The following is a 19,272-nucleotide window of genomic DNA, read 5'->3' on the forward strand; positions in this document are numbered from 1 at the left end:
GTTTTGAGAGGAATTAAAACTCTAGCAGTCAGGATGCGAGAACACGAAAAGAATGGTCTGTTTCTAGCTAAATTTCTCGCCCAACATCCGAAGGTCGATCGAGTATACTATCCAGGTTTGCCCAGTCACGAACAGTATCACTTAGCAAAAACCCAAATGTCTGGATTTGGAGGAATGATTAGTTTAACCCTCAAAGGAGGATTTAGCCAAGTAGAAAAATTTGGAGAAAGCTTTATCGTAGATAAATTGAAGCTGAATTGTAGTTGTATTAAAAAACATTTAAAATTCGATTAGCTAAAAACTAGCTAATCAACAGCGTAGTCTAGTCAATTGAAAACTGCTGTAAGCTTTAAAAGTTGAATTGAATCGGTAAACCGTCCTGAAAAGTCAATAATTCTCCTGAGCGAATGGGAGTCCAAATCTCGTTATCAGTTAGGGGAGTAGTAGCAATAATAGCGACGCGATCGCTCTTATTTGTCAACTCGTTAAAATCTACCGTTAAATCTCGATCAATTAAATGGGCTGCTGCAAAAGGTGCTTGGCGCACAATGTAACAAAGTTGGGTAGAACAATGGGCAAAGAAACTTTCTCCATCGGCAAGTAGATAATTAAATATGCCTTTGGCTGCTAATTTTTTAGTAATGCTATTCAGCACTGAATACAATTGTGGCAAAGGAGGCTTACTGTTGGGAAAGTTTTGACGCAAGGTTTCTAAAATCAGACAAAAAGCCTTTTCGCTGTCGGTATCTCCCACTGGTTGATAAAATTGCATCGGTTCGAGTTCAAAAAAAGCTAAATCACCATTGTGAGCAAATACCCAATAGCGTCCCCACAATTGCCGACTAAAAGGATGGCAGTTTTCGAGGAGAATCTTTCCTTGAGTCGCTTTACGGATGTGGGCGATGACGTGGGTAGAATGAATAGGATAGCGTCGCACTAATTCTGCGACAGAAGAACTACTCGAAGGTTTAGAATCTATAAAAAGCTGACAGCCTTTGCCTTCAAAAAAAGCAATCCCCCATCCATCGCGATGATCGTCAGTTTTTCCGCCCCTGGTTGAAAAACCCTCGAAAGAAAAGCAAATATCGGTGGGAACGTTACAGTTCATACCAAGTAGTTGACACATATCCTCTATAGCGTTAATTGTTAATTGTGAGTTAGCGCGGTCATGGAGAGCCATTCCGGTTTTTGTTATTCTATATGTTTTTGAAATAAATTTTATTTGTATTTAGAAATATTTTGGATAAGATGGTAATTTAAGAAGGTTGACTCGCTTGCCGAAAAATCTCGACCGAATTTTTCATAGGAGATAAACAAATATGGTAGATGTATGTTGTGGCCCTGGCTATGCTTTTCCCAAGCAGCAATGAAAGCCGAACCAGAAAAGGTATTATATGCGATCGCGCTTTTACTGGAACAGGAATCGAACAACCCGATTATTTAGCGACAATAGATGTCGCTCCAGACTCTCCTACCTATTCTCAAATTCGCTGTTTGGCATTTGGGATAACCAATTTTATCCAGATTTAGCCAAAAAAGGTTCTTACTTACTACAAATCGACTGCGATCGAGAAAAGGGAGGACTTTCCCTTAAGCAAGATTTTTAGGTAGACTTTGGTAAAGAAAGCAGCCCGCGCTCAGGAAATGCGTTATCCATGGGGTGATTGTACTTCCGATATTTGGCTCTGAAAAGACACACAACCACAACATAAAAAACAGATCGGTGTAGATGACCTAGAGATACAAGACCTAATTGAAACTAAAGTTATCTTTTTATCAAAAGTAAATTTATCACGCATTTTTATACTTATCCCCCTAGTATAAAAGTTACTTAGGGGATTTATTTTGTCCGAGCCAAATGGCGATCGCTTTTATTAATTAAGCGGGGAGTATTAAAAAGTTCTTGATCGCGATAGCTTCATATACTTTGGACAACTTCAGATCATTACTTGTGAGAATATTTCTGCGATCGCTCTACTCGAACTCAGATTAAGCGATCGCTTCCCTTGATGAAGCCAAACTCAACTATCAAAAACAGCAGTACGAACACTCATTGAAAGTGTCAGACTATCAAACAAGAAATCTAGAAGCAGCAGGAATAATGAAAATATAATAGCGATCGCCAAACGAGAATCCAACACTTAAAAATCAATCTTTCTGACTACTCCCAGCAATAGAAGCGATCGCTCTTGGTAACTACCGCTTTTGGGATTCGACCGATTCAAAATAATCTGGGAGGCTGATTATTCGTGCTTTTTGCCCTTCAAAAATGACTACAGGAATTACCTTATTTAGTACGGCGTTGGTAATGCCAGAGCGCATTTTTTTAAAGAATTTGTTGTCAGGCAGCGTATCAGTAAACTTTTCAACCGTACTTACTTTATGAACATAGTTTTCACCATCTTCCTTGATGGTAATGATTGCCTTTGAGCCATTATCCGCAATAGCGAGGTACTGTTCTGTGATGGATTCCTTATTTTGTCTGAGGTATTCTTCAACTGTCATTTTTGCCATATATGCTACTCCTTAATAGTAATGTCAATTACAGTTAAACCAGTGACATCGCTCCTTTTCAACGACGAAAAACAAACAAATTACCAATTCTCCCTCGTCCTATTCTCGTATTTTCATCCAGGTAAGAAGTAATCCATAACGCCTTATTTCTCAAGAAATCTAATACTCTTATAGTTTCATCAATTGATGTTGTAGAGAAGATCTCAAAATTGAGCCTCAAAAATGATCGAGTCCTGAAGGGTATTCATATTACGACTATTACGACGATGAACTCATTCGCGATCCGTAAGCTAAGCGGAGCTTAATCGCTCTCGCTACACTCGAGAGGAACAGATCTAATAAGTATTAAATAGTTCTTCTCTTCTTTACGCTTTGTTTGTCCTCAATGCAGACATAGGTTGAATCTCACTTTGATTGACCTAAATGCGGTTGGATGGATAATTCGACAACGCGCGATCGCTACGGGTATACCCATTCGGGTACGACGCGAAGGACGCGACGTGGCTAGTCCTAAAGGATAAGCTTCGCCCTAAAGGACTAGCTTCGCGTCGCAAATCATGCGGTGGGTATATCGCCGAAAGGCGTTTATCCTCATTGCGGTAAGGACAAGTACCCGTCGTATTGGGTGCAAAGGGATGCTGAGCAAGACAGAAACAATGATGGTGGGAATTTTAGTAGCCGTGAGGAAGGTATTGATTTACATCAACTTGGTCTTGAACATTAGTTTGATTCGCATCTTGAACAATTGCGTTACCAGTACCAACAGCAGCAGCTTCGTTAGCGTTTAATTGGACTGAAGTTTGAGCATCAGGAGTGGAATAACCGTAGCCACCTAAGTCTAATTGGTTTTGGTAGCTAGTTTGGTCGGTGTTTTGGTGGATGAGGTTACTAGTACCGACAGCAGCAGCAGAATTTGTATTGTTTTGAATGCTAGTCTGAGCGTCTTGAGCGAAAGCAGTTAAAGGAGCGAAAGCGATAACAGCAGTAAGAATGGATAATGTAGTTTTTTTCATGGTTTAAGACCTCGTAAAAGTAAAATTTAGTGTGTTTTGCTTACATTCACTAGTTACGATTGATCTATTTTTTTTATGCAGATTTAGATTTACTTTTAATTTGTAAAGAAGCGAATCCTAAAGGACGACGCGGAGCTAGTCCTTTAGGGCATATGCACTAAGAAGTTAGCTAAAATCAATCAGTTAATCTTAACTGGTCACCAATGGCTAAAAGCTAATAGCTATTAGCTTTTAACACTTACATCCCCAAATCTTAGTTTAAAGAGCAAGCCCTAAGTAGAGCAATTGTTGTGCCAGTGTTTTGGCTTGCTGGCGAATCTCAGCTACCGCAGTTGTTTCCCAGAGACATCCCTTTTGGGGGGAACCGAGAGTAAACAGTAAATTAGATACTTCCCCTGTTGCATCGATCAGCGCGCCGTTGGCAGCGACCTCTAAACCAAGATTGAGGGGATCTGGTTTAATCAGACCAGAATTCAATAAATTCTCGATCAAAGGGTGTTGTAGTCGGCGATAGTTGCATTCCGTCCCCGTACAGTTAATTACTGCACCTAAGCGCAAGTTATTAATATAGTTGCTACATTGCTCGCGAATCGATACGTTTACTCCTAGAGCATCCTCATTGTAGGCTTGAATACGTCCTGCCAAGAAATGTAACTGTCCTGCTGCAACTTTTGACTCAATTTGTCGAGCGATCGCACTATGTACTCGATGACGATGACTTTCCCAGTAGGGTCGAACGTGGCGTAAAAATCTTTGTTTTTCAGCGATCGCTAGAGATTGCCAAATTAATTGAGTTTGGGGACGAACCGAGTTAATCACAGATTGCCAGTTATCACCCCTAGCTTCAGCAGACTTGATTTCTTGTCTGATTCGGCGTACTAGAGAGCGAATTGTTGTTGGTAGCGATTCGGACTTGAACAAAGGTGGATAAGAAGTTGTTGGCTGATGCGCTTGAGGAAGCAAACCCCGACGCGAAACAACATAAATTTTACCTTGATGTTTTTGTCGATCAAGTGCCAAAATTGCATCTAAAGCAGTTAAGCCAGAACCAATGATTAAAATCGGTTCGTCAGCAGCTAAAGAAAATAAAGATGGTGCAGACCAAAAGCGAAAATAACGTTTACTTTGATAAAAAGAAGAGTCGGCAACGGCAGGATCGGCTGGGGGAAAATTTCCCAAAGCTAGCACCACGCGATCGACTTCCAGACTTTTTCCACTACTGAGGCAAACAGTAGCCCGTTCTGTATTAGTTTCTAATGCGATCGCTTCATCAGTTAATTTTTCTAGACTAACACCCTTATCTGCTTGGGATTCAGCTTCGGCTAAGATCGATCTAATGTAATCACCGTAAAGCTTTCGCGGTACAAAATCATCTTGGCTAACTTTTTTAACTATTTCGGACTCGCGAGTCTGCAACCAGTGCCAAAAATGGTCGGGATGGTCGGGAAAAGCACTCATTTTACCAGCAGGAACGTTAAGCAAATGACAATCCCAATTAGTGCTGTAAGCAATTCCTTCACCGACAAAAGGACGAGGTTCGATTAACTTAATACGTAGAGGGGAAACTGTATTTTTGAGTAGATGCACCGCCACCATCGAACCACTAAAGCCACCGCCAACGATCGCAATACTGGTTGGCTGCGACTCGAATTTATCAGGTTTTTTTCCCTTGTCAACAAATCTTGTTTGATTCTTTGCCTGAATGGGCGAAAGCTGGGATTGTCCGCTCATGGAGTGATAAACTTGCATCTGCTGTAATGGTTTAGCGTAAATGTTGAGAGTGATCAGATTTTGCTCGGAAGTATTGGCAAGTTGATGAATTTGAGCGCGATCGACTCCTACCAATTCGTCTGGCTGTAAATATTTTTCTTGAAGAAGAACGGATGAGAATTCTTCGGTTGCAGCATCATTGCGAGTAAAGGTTCTAGAAGTAAGTACGCCTTGATAAACGCGAGTTACATTTAAAGAATCACCATGATCGTGAATTGAACTAAATTGTCCTGGTTGCCAGCAGACAAGAATTATTTCACAGTTTGAGTCGCGTAAAAGGATTTGGCGTTGATAATTTTCAGAACTAAAACAAACATTGCTGGCGATCGCCATATCTCCTACATCTAATCTTGCTACCCAGTCTTGAAGTTGTGCTAGCTCAAGTTGCCCGATGGCAACTTTCTGAAGTTTTAGCCGAAAATCGTCTAAAGTTAATCTGGTTTCCAGAATTTTCATAGTCTAAATTGAACTGATAATTGTTTCTACTCAGTTATAATTCATTTTTAATTGCATTCAATTTAAATTCAAATACAACTGAGTCAGAGATATCTGAATCAAAATTGATAAAGACAAGAAATTACTTATCGTTCGCGCATTGGTGACCAAGCCCTTTGGACTGCTTCTTGAAGCTACGCAAATAATAAGGAAGAAAACTCATTATTTGCGTAGCTTATCCGATATAGACTCATTACTTAAGCAAAGTGAGTTCAAGATAATCAGTAAGAAATGAACGAAACTTGCTAAACTAAATCATTACCTTGCGCAGTTTCTTCTCCGACGAATCAGCTAGATGACTGGAGAGGAGACTAATTGGTTTTTTTAGTCTGAGGTTGGGAAACAGAATTAATATTTCCATCCTTAGCTTACTAAGTCTCAATCAAGATAACTATGTCAATTATTCACGGCAGTTGGATCGTTAATTCGGGTCAGGACTATTTTTTTGTTTGGGGACAAGCGTGGCGTTCTTTGGTTAACGAAACCTTCTCGCTTAATAAATCGGGGGACTTTATTCATCCCTTTAACTTGTCGCGTCTGGAACTACTAGGTCTGTTTCAAAGCCATGAATTGGACGTTGCGAAATTATTAGACGAAAGCAAGTGGCAAGTTCAACTAGTAGGGATGCCAACTATTGTGACTGGTACGGCCCAGAGTAAGAAAGTACAGCCAGTTTTTGCGGGAAATGCCGTGGAAGATGAGTCGAAACTAGACCTTTATCTTTGGGAAGTGCAAGGATTCCGTCTAACTCCTGGGGAAACTATTAATCTATTGCAGATATTATCTCTTAGTTCACTACAGTCTAATACTGATTATTTGGCGGGAGATATCCGTTTTTGGTCGCACATATATCGCTGGGCATTAGATTTAATCGTCAGACAAAAGTTTCTACCAGGAATAGAGGTTCAAAAATCGAGCCAGAATAGCTATAAAAGCGTTTGGCAACCTGTAATTGATAGTGAGGTTGATCGGGTGCGATTAGCTAAATTTACTCAGGCTTTACCCGAAGCTTGTTTGGCTTATCTTGATGCAGAGGAGTCAGAAGCAGACACGACAGACCAAGATTTATTGTTGCGATCGCTTTCTTTAATTTTGGATGCCAGATTACGCACCTGGATAGATTACAATCCCAATAGCTTTAAAGATCTTAACGTCGAACCTTGGTTGCGATCGCTTAGCTCATCTCCTGTACTAGAAACAAATACCAAAAACGCTAATCGCTTAACTAATGCTCTATATAGCTGGACATTGCCGATCGGCGAGTATATAGTCAATCGCCAAAACGATCTCGGCTTGAATCGTTATCGAGTTTGTTTTACCCTAACCCCTCCAGTCGCAACAGCAGCAGATGATGAACAACCAGATTGGTCTTTGAATTATTATTTACAAGCATTAGATAATCCTGAGTTTGTAGTTGATGCAGCAACAGTTTGGCGGTGTCCCGCAGAGTTTTTGAATATAGGCGATCGCACCATTGAAAACCCCCAGGAAACCCTATTGAAAGGTTTGGGCTTGGCATCTCGAATCTACGCTCCGATTAGAGCAAGTTTGAACCGCAGTCAGCCAATCAGTTGTTCTCTCAATCCAATTCAGGTATACGAATTTATTCGCGCGATCGCCTGGCAGCTAAGCGATAATGGTTTGGGCGTAATTATGCCCCCTGGCTTGAGCGACAATAACAGCGAACAAAGATTAGGCATTAAGATGACTGCCAGCGTGCCTCAAAAGAAAGGAGAGCGTTTAAGTCTGCAAAGTATGCTGAAATATAAATTAGAAATTGCGGTGGGCGATCAAACTGTTTCTAAACGCGACTTTAAAAAGCTACTGGCGCAGAAATCGCCGATAGTAGAAATAGACGGACAGTGGATCGCCCTACAGCCTGCGGATGTAAGGGCTGCCCAGGCGGTATTAGATAAATCTAATGCACGGCTAGATTTATCGGTAGAAGATGCCCTGCGTTTATCTACAGGAGATACGACAACCCTAGCTAAGCTGCCTGTGGTCAAGTTTGAACCCACAGGGATATTGGCGGGTTTATTGGATAATTTGACTGATGATAAAGCCGTTGAACCAGTGAAGCAGATCGAAGACTTTGAGGGAGAATTACGTCCCTATCAGGCAAAAGGTGTTGGCTGGCTATCTTTCTTGGAAATCTGGGGATTAGGTGCTTGTCTGGCAGACGATATGGGTTTGGGTAAAACAATCCAGCTGATTGCTTTTTTGCTTAACTTAAAACAACAAGATTTATTAACTAAGCCTACCTTGTTAGTTTGCCCGACTTCGGTAATTAATAATTGGGAACGGGAAGTTAAAAAATTTGCGCCTAAATTAAATGTCGTAATCCATCATGGAGATAAACGGGAACAGAATAAGACTTTTGCTCAACAGGTTGAAGATAAACAGTTAGTAATTACCAGCTATTCTTTAGTTCATCGGGATTTCAAAACCTTATCAGGTATTGAATGGCAGGGGATAGTTTTAGACGAAGCACAAAACATTAAAAACCCCTCGGCAAAACAATCTCAGGCAGTAAGAGAGATTCCTGCGGGATTCCGTATTGCCTTAACTGGTACTCCTGTAGAAAACCGCTTGACTGAACTATGGTCGATTCTAGACTTCCTCAATCCAGGTTTTTTGGGCAATCGCAACTTCTTCCAAAAGAGATTTGCTGCACCAATTGAAAAATATGGCGATCGCGAGTCTTTAAATATTCTCCGTTCTCTTACCCAGCCGTTTATTTTGCGTCGTTTAAAAACCGATAAAAACATCATTCAAGACCTGCCAGAAAAGCAGGAAATGAACGTCTTTTGCGGTCTTTCAGCAGAACAGGCGGAACTATATCAACAGCTAGTCGATAACTCTTTAGCAGAGATTGAAGATTCCGAAGGTATCAAACGCCGTGGTTTAATTCTGACCCTATTACTACGCCTTAAACAGCTTTGCAACCATCCTGAATTACTCAGCGATACCAAAGCTAAAAATCTTCAGTTAGATCTAGAGCAATTTGGCGATCGCTCGGGTAAATTACTCCGTTTGGCAGAAATGTTGGAAGAAATTGTCGATGAAGGCGATCGCACGTTGATCTTTACCCAGTTTTCTGAGTGGGGCAAAATGCTCAAACCTTATTTAGAGGAGAAACTAAAAGAAGAAGTCCTATTTTTATATGGTTCAACCCGTCGTGAAGCCAGACAAGAAATGGTGGATCGTTTCCAAAATGAACCCAATGGTCCGAAAATATTTATCCTCTCTCTCAAAGCAGGAGGAACAGGACTTAACTTAACTAGGGCAAATCATGTCTTTCACGTTGATCGCTGGTGGAATCCTGCGGTCGAAAATCAGGCAACAGATCGGGCATTTAGGATCGGACAAAAACGCAACGTTCAGGTACACAAGTTCGTCTGTACGGGAACACTGGAAGAACGTATCAATGACATTATTGAAAGCAAGAAAGAATTAGCCGAACAAACCGTTAATGCAGGAGAGCAATGGTTAACGGATTTAGATACTGGTAGCTTGCGTAATCTGCTGTTATTAGATCGCGATGCAATTATTGATGAGTAGGTGAAATGCGATCGTAAATCGTGTGGTTTTTATTGGGAATGATCTCATGGGGTGACAAAGAGGTGAAAGACAAAATAAACAGTTGAACGTAGCAGTGAAATGGTAAGAAAAAGGGATCAAGCTTATTGAGAAACGAATGCTCCTAGCATCTAGACCCCAAAACCAAAAATGTTGCCAGAATTTTATCACAAATGTATCTTGCAATTGTTAACGGATAGACAATATGCAACGTTGAGAATAATTGTTCTGATGTTACAAAGCTACAGAACAATTGAGATAGAAAAGCTAGCATCTGTGATCCCGATTCCAATAAAATATGAGAGTCGCCGTCGCCATATTCAAAGATTTCTAGTTCTGCCACAGTTGACCAGTAGATGTATTTGGTTTCCCATCATCAAAAAATGGTTAAAAGTCAATCAAAATAGAAAACAAATTTGCTATGTGGCTATAGATAGAACGAGATAGCAAGAACGGAACTTATTAGTAGCTAGTCTAGTTGAAAATAAGAGAGCGATTCCGATAAATTGCATGCTCTTGAATAAAAAAGATTACTCAAATCAATATTAAGATTGTTGAAAGAATATCAAGTAATTGTAATTGGCGATTGCCCTAAAGGATTAGCTTCGCGTCCTTCGCAAACGCGTCGTAAATCTGGAGGTTATAATTTAGAGCAATGTCAAGGTAAAGTCAAGCGTTTACTGCTTAATAGATGGGTTTAAAGCCCCGTCATTGATGACGATCGCAGCTTTGAGTGCATTTGGTGGACTAACCGAATAATTCTCGATCATTAATAGCAATTGTTAACAACTCGATTGGGCAAGGTCGGAAAATCCGACCGCCTCTCTCGTTCAATTGGATAGACTACGTTGTCAAGCGACTATTTTTTAGCTGTCAGCTATGAGCTATTAGTTTTTCAGATCATGTCTTAATACAAATACGCAACGCTATATTTAGATATTTAGTTAGACATAAATATAGCCAAAAACTAGCAAGCCTATCTTTATTGAAAATTCGCTAATAGCTACAAAAATAGGCTTAATTTATTTATTTAAAGATTAAGTTTTTACAATTTCTTTATTCTTAACAAAAAGTACTATTGCACCAATTGCTAGAAGGGCAAAACCCCACCAAAGCGAATCTCCAGGAAGAACCTTCAGTAAAAGAGTAGTAAAACCAGAAGTAATTAGTGACCATCCAGCGGTTGTTCTATATTGCATTGGTTTGTTTGTTTAATTTAGCAAGCCTGTTTATCTTTTAATCGTAGTTAGACAAAAGCTCTGAATCTTCTATCCATAGATGTAATCTAAAGATGATTAAATAAGTTGATTAGATCGATATCTTGTAAATAGTTTAAAATTTAGAACTATTGCTGACTATTTTTAGATGTACTTTCAGTTTAATTACTATTAGTTAGTCCCAAATAGTCGATCCCAAAAAGTAAAATATAGACCATAGTGGCGAGAATAATTAAGATGATGAAAAGAGTGATGATCGGAGCTAACTAACCATTTTCCTAACCAATGATCGGGAAAACTAGGAAATAATTCAAAACCAAGATGATTAACCAAAGACCAAATAGTCATGGTAATTAACAGTAAGGATAAAACAGTAAAGTGCAGTGGAATTACAAAAATTACTGCGATCATAAATAAACCTTGAAGTAATGCTTCGGGAAAGTCGAGAGCAAAAGATGTCCAGGGCGTGGGATGCTTGGACTGATGATGTCCACGGTGTAACCACTCAAAAATTAACGGATGGTGAAATCCGCGATGAAAAAAATAATAGCTGACATCCTGCAAGAAGATTACCCCCAGGAAACTGACAACCAAATACCATCTTCCATAATCATTTATCGAACTGTATAAACGAGTCGCACCCAAACTATAGCTCCACATTACTAATGCAGAACAAATGGCTAAAGCAAGTGTGGCGATGATCGAGAGAGTAATATCTTTTTGAATTAATTTACGACTCGGCGACTTTTTTAAAGATTGTTTCGCAAACGATATATTCTCAGATAAATAAAATAACCAATAAGTGCCTCCCGCAATTAAAAAGTAGCGTGCTAGGATGATGATAAAAAAGACAAATAAATAGTACAGCCAGAGTTTCATGGAATTTTGCCAGTTGAATTTATATTAGTGAAGTAGTGCCGGTTTAAAGTTTTAAATTAATTTATTAAGCAGGGAAGAAGACTTTCTGTTGATTAACTATTTTCGGCGTTGCCGATTGAAAGTATGATGTACAAAATAATCCTGCTCGTAGCTTTTTTGATTCAAGAGAATATAACGATCTCAAAAAATCATATCTCGGTTCAGCAACGGCCTATTTTCAAGTAAACCATAATTACCGTTAGTTAATAGTTTATTTGGTCTAATTCATCTTAGTGCGGTCAAACCCTCGAACATCTTTTAGTGCAGAAGCACCATGAGCAATATTCTGGATAACGCTAAAGCTGCCGTCGGTTTCAAGAATTACGGCATCAGCATCTTCGATTGCCGATACTCCACTATTGCGCAGTGCTGACAAAATCTCCTCTTCAGCAACTCTTTCTCGCTTCATAATATCTCGCTGCATTTCTCCTCGGCAGAGCAATAGTGCTGGCTCAGATTTAATTAGTTTTTGAATAATTGAAAAGCGGACAGAAATCCAGGTAATGATAAACTGCAACAGTACTAGTACAGCAAAAGCTAGAATGTCTTTGCCAAATTCATCTTCAGTCGATAAAAATGCGGTGGCTAAAATTGAACCGAAAGCAACAGTGACCACATAATCAAAAGAATTCCATTTAGCTAAAGTCCGTTTACCCGATAACCTAAGTATAATAATTATCGCAATGTAGGTAATGATACCTGCTATTGGCACTTCGATAAATGGATTGAGCTCGCTGAACATGATGGGTGATTGAAAGGTGGTTTGGTAAAAAAATTATCAACGCGATCGCTGCGTTGCTATGCTCGGTGTCTATTTTGGCTACTTCAGAACTTGGCTGCGTGTTCTAGCTATAGAGTACCTAAATTTTTTAACAAGCATAAATTGTCTAACCTTGACAGAACAAAACATTTATCACTAAATATTTAATGATAAATATTTAATGATAAATGTTTAATGATAAATGTTTAATGTTTAATGATTATCGTTCGATTACATCGCCGTCGGCTTGTACTTCCAATTCTTCACGACGAATAGTTTCATTAGCCTGCACGTTTTGATGCTCTACTTCTTTGCGAACGGTTACTTCCTCACGCACGAAAGCTTGTTTTTTAATATCGGCAGTTTCCTCGTAAAGTTCAACTTGTGCTACTTTACCCTCAGTAAAGTTAGCAGTACCAGGATTAACTACATTACCAGCGGTGGCACTAGAACGTTCGATGACAATACGCTCTTTTTCTACAGGTACAGCGACGCTTGCTGTCTCAGTTTCTACTCGCTTACCAATAGAGACTTCTCCCGCTTTGACGCGATGCTTATTAACCATCAAGCGTTCTTCATATAGTCGGATTTTATCATGGTCAGCGATGTCAGTTCTGGTTCTAATATCATGGTCAACATCAGTAACGGCAGTTGCTTTAGCGCCAGGAACATCGTAGATCCCAAATTCTTCGACACCGTTGTGATCCATGATAGCTTTGGCATGAGCAATTTCTGCTGCCGTACCGTTAACTATAACGAGAAAACTACCGCCTTGGACGCGATCGTTATATACTCTGGCTTTTTCTTCAGGAATACCTAACCCGATTAAAGCACCGATTAATCCCCCTGCCGCCGCACCAATACCTGCACCCGCTAGAGTGGTTGCGATCGCAGTTGCTTCTGCACCAGCTAAAAGGATTGGCCCAATGCCAGGAATAGCCAACGCACCCAAACCAACTAATAAACCAGTAATACCGCCTAATGTACCGCCAGTTAAGGCACCTGCTGCTGCACCGTCATCTGCCTTGTTACCTACTTTTTCAGTAGTGTCGTGTCCGCCAATTTGATCTGCATCTCTAGCAATGACAGATACTCGATCCATGTCATAACCTGAATCTCTAAGACTGCGAACGGCTGCTTCCGCTTCATCTCTACTATAGAATAAACCGGTGGCGCGTTTGTAGAAATTATCGTTGATTACCATTTTGTTTTTATTCCTGGTAGTTTGTACAACAGTTTTAGCTAATCTTAAAAACCTCATCAGGTCAGAGTAAAATTAGCCCAAATTTTGTTAATTGTTGTCTTTCATACTCACATTGCTTTCGAGTAAAATCATCTATCTAAAGCACAGTTATTTTATTTGACTAATGCGCTTGGGCGTTCCTTTATTGATAAGTTAAAGAGCAAAAAAAAGCGGTCAGACCCCCTAAAGGGTTCGTTGGTTGCTCCTTGACAGAAACCGCCGCCGCGAGAGTGGAATAAGCTTGGGAAACCCAATCATTTCCTGAGGACACGTCTTTGGAGGAAACCTCCAAAGCTTGAGATGTCCGTCTCGCAAAGACCCCTAAAGGACTCTATCACGGATACCGCTTCGCGACACGAAGTTAGTCCTTTAGGGCATATAGCTTCGCGTCGCGCACCAACTCACCGCGTCGTCCGAATCAAAACAAATAGTTTAGATTCAAGCGATTGAAAGTTTTTGAATCCAGTTTAATAAAATCGGGTTGACTATCTCTGGGGCTTCATCTTGGGGACAGTGACCCAAACCTTCGAGGAGGATAAACTCATCTACGGTAGGTATTTTGGCTAATTCTTTGCCCATTTCTACAGGTTCCCAAGGATCTTCTGTCCCCCATAGCAAAATAGTAGGACAGGTAAGGCGAGGAAGTAAATCTTCTGGTAAAGGGCCTTGAGAATAGCGGGTAAAAGCCAAAAAGACATCTGCTGCGCCTTTGTCCATCGAAGGCTTCATCAAAATATCGATCAGTTCATCGGTAACTGCTTCGGGGCGACGATATGCCTGTAATAAGATCTTACGGACAACTTTTGGTTTGGCGATCTGTTTAAAGAAAAAACTACCAATTTGTCTATTTCCCAGTACCTGCTGCATCACTGATGAGCCATAGTTGCGATACCAGGGCAAAGTAACTCGTTTGCGAGCGTGCAGTAGTCTGATCGAGCAGTTAATTGCCGCCACTCCTAAAGCTAATTCAGGATAATCCACCGCAGTTTGCATCACCACAATGCAGCCGATAGAATTACCAATCAAAAAAGCAGGACTACCTACTACCTCACGGCAAAAATCGGCAAGCTGTTCACCCCAGGTTTCAAAGGTATAATCAACTATTCCTGGTTGGGGTTTGTCTGAACCACCAAAACCAATCAAATCGATCGCATAACAACGACAGGATTCACCTAGCACTGGTAAATTCTTGCGCCAGTGTCCCCAAGATGCCCCAAAACCATGTACCAAAACTACAGCAGCACCAGTGTCTCCAGCTTGCTGATAAGTTATCTTATGTCCTCGCCAGCTCCAGGTTTTCGGTTCGGTAATTGCGATCGCACTCATGTTTTCTTTTAGGTTTAAATTGCCGTTTAAAAATATTTTAAGCAAGAAATTAATTTAATCGGCGATCTATTTTGTCATCTAAAAAAACTTCATAGCTGCTTTTAACCGTCCCAGTTTCGTTCCATGGAGGATGCCAGTAGGTTTCTTGAATTACTGTCTTGTTTTTTGACCAACGAAATCTGACTAAGCTAAGATTATTTCTACCGATAACCTCAGAACCTTCTTGTAGCCAGCGATTACGCCAAAGCAGTGTTACAAGTCGATTAAATATTTGCTGAACAAAGTTTAGTTTTGACTCGGGTTTTCTGACTTGTCGCCAAGGCAGAGATTGGGCAGGCTGCCGTTTAATCCACTCAGTACGATATTGCCAATCTGGATTGTGATGTTCTTGGTTGAGCGGTTTTTTACGCCACCACTTCGGCTGAGGTAGCTTAACTTGTTTGAAAGATTTATTCCAACCTAGGCAGCGTTCTGTAGATTCAGGCAATAAAGATTTAAGCTTGGTATGTGCGATTCGCGTTGGCAATTCTGAGTTTTTGAACGCACTGGAAGTTAGCTGGACAATTACTGATGTTTCATAGGTATCGTGATTCCAATGAACTAAGCGTACCGCACAACTATAGTGGATATCTCCTGAGAGAATAATTACGCGAGCGCGTTTTTGACAGAGATTTTGCAGCAGAGTAATAAAAGCTGTTTCGTGAAAATTCCAGGAGTCACCAACATCATTATTAAATACGCGGTTACGATTCAAATCATACTGCTGAATGCGATCGATAATGCCTAATGCTACTAAATTGGTTGGCAACACGATTAAGGTTGCTTCAATATGTGGCGATTTAGCGGCAAGCGGTATTTTTAGCTGTTGTTCAAAAGCTGAGGGAGACAGTAACATTGGCGGATCGAGTTTATGCTCTGCTCCTGTGGGATAACCGCGCCAAGTACGAGTATCTAAGACAATAACTTCATGACTTGCTGCAACAACTTGATAATGCCAGGGAAGAGCCTGTTGCGATCGCGCTAAAACCAATACATCTCGATCTTGTAGATATTGCGGTGCTGCGGTAGTCAAATCATTGACTGGAATACCTAAATAGCGATCGCATTCGGCCTTAGCAGCTAAATCTTGCCCTTTTGATTGCAGCCATCGGGTGGCGAGCTGAAGTAGCTTAGCTCCGCTGCTTCCTGGTCTAAAATTATGTGGTGTATTGCCCCAGGCTTGAAAAATAGCGTATGCCAGCAAACCGTTCTGTACAACTCTTTTACCCAAAGGTTTGCCTAAGACGCGATCGCACCACTCTCGATTGAGATACCAATCATCACTGATATCATGATCGTCACAGATTGTATAAACAGGAACATTAGCCAATGCCCTTCTGACTTTGCTTAAATCTTGAAAGAAGCTCTCTGTATCCTTAATCTCGCTCTGCCACACTTTTGCTTGTTGGCGACTTTTACCCAAGCTCTCAGCATCTGGAATACTCTTTAGAACGAAAACAGGCGACCATGCTAGTAAGTACGCTGCTGCATATTCTCCAAAGCTGAATAGATGACTTTTGGCTTTGTCTTCTTTTCCGTGTAACATTGCCGTCATTCCACCCTCAATACGAGCTATTTCACTTCTTTGCCCTGGAGGTAGCTCATCACTGAGAATGCTGCTACATTTTAGGGGTAATTCTTCTGACCAACCAAATAACAACTGACTGATTCCCTGACACAACCACAGCATCGGATCGGCAACATCATCACCATAAATCTGATCTCCCGTTAGAAAAACTTGATGTGGTCTTTGATTAGCGATCGAGACACTATCTTGAATAAGATTATCTAAACAAGACAAGGCATCTCTACCACCACCATGAGGTTTACGACAAGAGCCATGAACGATCCGTAAGCAGTTCAAATCTTGCGGCGGTAAAGAGAATGTTGGTAACTGATGTGAAAAATAGCTAATGTTGGAGTCTTGCTGTTGGCTATCAATTGCCGTAGTTAAATCTTTGTTTTCCGCTTGGCAATATAGATCGTACGCATATACTTGACCTGGTGTAAGTACAGTATTTCCTAGAGGTATTGCCGTAACTGCTACAATGTGTAGATTTTTACCTAGCGTTATTGTTTTATGCTTACCTTGTAAGATTATCTTACCTAATACAGAGCCATTTCCCCCCTCTGTCTCATAGACTTTCAAGGTAACCGTATCAGGCTTTTTTAATGCCAACCAAACAGTAATCTCGTCTGTTTGAACATGACACAGAATTGGACCGGCAATAATTAAAGGAAGCTGTTCTATTTCTGGTAAATACTGAATAGCCGAATTTAGGTTAGACAAGGAAAAAATAGCCTGTTTTACTACTTTATTGATTAATTATTCCAATTTTGATAGTAACAGAAAGTAGGTAGTAATGATGTTTGGCATTGGCAAAAACAATTATCAAAGATAAGGATGTGTTTTTGATTATTATCTAATTAATTTGGGAGATGGAGCAATGCCTTCAATTTCTGATTATTTATTTTTCCGCGATCATTACGGGGTAAACTATCAACCTGAATCCAGTGCTTTGGCTGTTTGTAGGTAGCTAATTGAGACTGAAGCTTTTCTTTAATTAAGGCTAAATCAGGTATCGATTGGGCGGGTACATATATAGCCGTAACCGCCTGTCCCCATTTGCGATCGCATATTCCCAGTACGCAAACATCTTTGACCAACTTAGTTGACCAGATTGCCGCCTCAACTTCGGCAGGAAAGACATTTTCGCCTCCTGTAATGATTTTATGACTATTTCTACCACTCAGATACAGATAACCATCTTCATCGAAATAGCCGATATCGTCAGTTATAAAAGGTTGCGATGAGTTAAAAAGCTGAGGATAGTAGCCCAGACAAAGAGAAGTACAATTAATTTCAATTAGACCCATTTCGTTTACAGGTTTAAGTTTAATTTGTGCATGGGGTAAAACTCGACCACTACTATTATTACCAGCTAAAAAGTCTAGAGGTTTAAGAATCACTACTCCAGAGGCAGTTTCGGTCATGCCATAAGTAGCTGCCACTGAAATATTATATTCTCTAGCAGCATCTAAAAGCGATCGCATCGGCGGTGCGCCACCGAGTAATACTGTTCCAAACTCAGTAAGCCAGTTGGGAATAGTTGCAATTAAAAATTGTAGTTGCGTGGGAACTAAAGAAATAAAGTATTCTTGTTTATTGAAAGTAATCTGCTTAGTTTTGACTGCTTTGTAGGAACAAATAATTAAATTTCCTTGAGTGGTAAACGATCTCATAAACTGCATCAAACCACTCACATGATACAGAGGCAGGGTACAGAATGAATTGATTTCTTGACAATCAAAATAGTTTTGAAAGCCAGTTACCGAAGCAGTTAAAGTATCCCAGGTATGCATCGCCAAGCGAATTTTCCCAGAAGTACCTCCCGTGGGAATCATAATTAAAGGTCGATCGCACAAATTAGATTGGCGTTGAGCAGAATTTTTAAGCGTCGCTCTAATTCGATTAATTAAATCTTGCGTAGTGCTTTGTGAAGTGAATACTAGATCGGGATTGACTAAACTTAATACCTGTTCCCACTCTCGCTGTTGCCAAGCAATATCGCCGAGAAATAAATCCACTTCGGCAATTACTCCAGCTAAAAAAGCAGCTAAAAATTTGACTGGGTTAGCTTCAACAATAACTACTGCCAGCCTAGTCAAATGTTGATTTCTTGTAGCAGCGATTTGCTGCAATCTGACTTGAGTTAACTGATATAATTCTTTACTGTTAGCTTGGCGATCGCTTTGCGGATTATCCTGATAATATTTAAACCAGTTGCGATCGATAGATGATTTCAAGTACTTGAATAACTCATATCTCATTTTTTAGCTATATTTATTTAATTTAAGATCCTAAGTTATGCTATCAAACTATGCTTTATAACCTTAGATTTAATTACGCGTAAATAACTATAAATCCATACAAATACCGATAGCATTTTAAGTTTAGATCAAGAAAATTGTGTAAAAAAACTAATGGCAAATTAATTAATTTAGTTGACAATTAAATTAATAATTTGGTTTTTACTACAACAATGTTTGAACGCGCTACTATTTTCTCTACACTTGTATTGTTTATTTTCTTTGGTATTTTAGGAATAAAATACTTTGATTTTATAGAAGCTAAAAATCAGCAAACTCCAAGTTCAGTAACTAGCTTACAATAATTTCTAAATAGCTCGGTGCTAGTCACAGATTACTCCGCCGTCCTAAAGGACGACGCGAAGCTAGTCCTTTAGGATAAGCTTCGCCCTTTAGGACTAGCTTCGCGTCGCAAATCATGCACGGGCATATAAAACGACGGAGACGGCACGGACCGTTGGTCAATTAGTAAATTAGTAAGAGCCGTTATATTATTATTTATTATTTGCCAATCTTTTTCTCAGACTA

16 protein-coding genes are annotated in these 19,272 nt (G+C 40.1%); 5 read left to right on the forward strand and 11 right to left on the reverse strand.

Going from position 1 to position 19,272, the window contains the following annotated elements; genetic code table 11:
- Positions 1–3: 3 nt before the first annotated feature.
- Positions 4–294 (forward strand): PLP-dependent transferase, encoded by a 291-nt coding sequence (locus V6C71_07120; GenBank protein HEY9768266.1) that lies wholly within the window; start codon positions 4–6, stop codon positions 292–294.
- Between the two features lie 55 nt (positions 295–349).
- Here V6C71_07120 and V6C71_07125 read toward each other — a convergent pair whose 3' ends face one another.
- Positions 350–1,180 (reverse strand): class II glutamine amidotransferase, encoded by an 831-nt coding sequence (locus V6C71_07125; GenBank protein ID HEY9768267.1) that lies wholly within the window; start codon positions 1,178–1,180, stop codon positions 350–352.
- A 146-nt stretch (positions 1,181–1,326) separates the two neighbouring features.
- Between V6C71_07125 and V6C71_07130 the strand changes: the two genes are divergently transcribed.
- Positions 1,327–1,530, forward strand: a complete 204-nt coding sequence (locus tag V6C71_07130) for a hypothetical protein (protein ID HEY9768268.1) — start codon at positions 1,327–1,329, stop codon at positions 1,528–1,530.
- A 666-nt stretch (positions 1,531–2,196) separates the two neighbouring features.
- Here the strand turns inward: V6C71_07130 and V6C71_07135 are convergent.
- Complete coding sequence (locus tag V6C71_07135; protein HEY9768269.1) at positions 2,197–2,514, reverse strand: hypothetical protein; 318 nt, start codon at positions 2,512–2,514, stop codon at positions 2,197–2,199.
- Positions 2,515–2,912: 398 nt separating this feature from the next.
- Between V6C71_07135 and V6C71_07140 the strand changes: the two genes are divergently transcribed.
- A complete protein-coding gene (locus V6C71_07140) occupies positions 2,913–3,035 on the forward strand; it encodes a hypothetical protein (GenBank protein ID HEY9768270.1) in 123 nt (40 codons plus the stop codon).
- A 150-nt stretch (positions 3,036–3,185) separates the two neighbouring features.
- Here V6C71_07140 and V6C71_07145 read toward each other — a convergent pair whose 3' ends face one another.
- Both V6C71_07145 and V6C71_07150 read right to left on the reverse strand, forming a co-directional pair.
- Entirely contained in the window at positions 3,186–3,527 is a 342-nt protein-coding gene (locus V6C71_07145; protein ID HEY9768271.1) for a hypothetical protein, read from the reverse strand.
- A 258-nt stretch (positions 3,528–3,785) separates the two neighbouring features.
- Positions 3,786–5,753: an FAD/NAD(P)-binding protein gene (locus V6C71_07150; protein HEY9768272.1), complete on the reverse strand. Its 1,968-nt coding sequence runs from the start codon at positions 5,751–5,753 to the stop codon at positions 3,786–3,788.
- 432 nt (positions 5,754–6,185) lie between these two features.
- On the opposite strand from V6C71_07150, the gene V6C71_07155 reads away from it, so the two are divergent.
- Both V6C71_07155 and V6C71_07160 read left to right on the forward strand, forming a co-directional pair.
- A complete protein-coding gene (locus V6C71_07155; protein ID HEY9768273.1) occupies positions 6,186–9,353 on the forward strand; it encodes a DEAD/DEAH box helicase in 3,168 nt (1,055 codons plus the stop codon).
- A gap of 572 nt (positions 9,354–9,925) precedes the next feature.
- Entirely contained in the window at positions 9,926–10,072 is a 147-nt protein-coding gene (locus V6C71_07160) for a hypothetical protein (GenBank protein HEY9768274.1), read from the forward strand.
- 336 nt (positions 10,073–10,408) lie between these two features.
- Here V6C71_07160 and V6C71_07165 read toward each other — a convergent pair whose 3' ends face one another.
- The 7 genes from V6C71_07165 to V6C71_07195 all read right to left on the reverse strand — a co-directional run bounded on the left by V6C71_07165 (position 10,409) and on the right by V6C71_07195 (position 18,681).
- On the reverse strand, positions 10,409–10,570 hold the full coding sequence (locus V6C71_07165) for a hypothetical protein (GenBank protein ID HEY9768275.1): 162 nt from the start codon (positions 10,568–10,570) through the stop codon (positions 10,409–10,411).
- A gap of 189 nt (positions 10,571–10,759) precedes the next feature.
- On the reverse strand, positions 10,760–11,467 hold the full coding sequence (locus V6C71_07170; GenBank protein HEY9768276.1) for a sterol desaturase family protein: 708 nt from the start codon (positions 11,465–11,467) through the stop codon (positions 10,760–10,762).
- Positions 11,468–11,726: 259 nt separating this feature from the next.
- Positions 11,727–12,248, reverse strand: coding sequence for a YetF domain-containing protein (locus tag V6C71_07175; protein HEY9768277.1), 522 nt, complete (start codon positions 12,246–12,248; stop codon positions 11,727–11,729).
- Between the two features lie 238 nt (positions 12,249–12,486).
- Positions 12,487–13,470, reverse strand: a complete 984-nt coding sequence (locus V6C71_07180; protein ID HEY9768278.1) for a YsnF/AvaK domain-containing protein — start codon at positions 13,468–13,470, stop codon at positions 12,487–12,489.
- A 477-nt stretch (positions 13,471–13,947) separates the two neighbouring features.
- Positions 13,948–14,880, reverse strand: coding sequence for an alpha/beta fold hydrolase (locus V6C71_07185; protein HEY9768279.1), 933 nt, complete (start codon positions 14,878–14,880; stop codon positions 13,948–13,950).
- A gap of 4 nt (positions 14,881–14,884) precedes the next feature.
- Complete coding sequence (locus tag V6C71_07190; protein ID HEY9768280.1) at positions 14,885–17,164, reverse strand: PhoD-like phosphatase; 2,280 nt, start codon at positions 17,162–17,164, stop codon at positions 14,885–14,887.
- Positions 17,165–17,301: 137 nt separating this feature from the next.
- On the reverse strand, positions 17,302–18,681 hold the full coding sequence (locus tag V6C71_07195) for a 2-succinylbenzoate--CoA ligase (GenBank protein HEY9768281.1): 1,380 nt from the start codon (positions 18,679–18,681) through the stop codon (positions 17,302–17,304).
- Positions 18,682–19,272 lie beyond the last annotated feature (591 nt).

Source organism: Coleofasciculaceae cyanobacterium, from assembly GCA_036703275.1.
Taxonomy (GTDB): Bacteria; Cyanobacteriota; Cyanobacteriia; order Cyanobacteriales; family Xenococcaceae; genus Waterburya.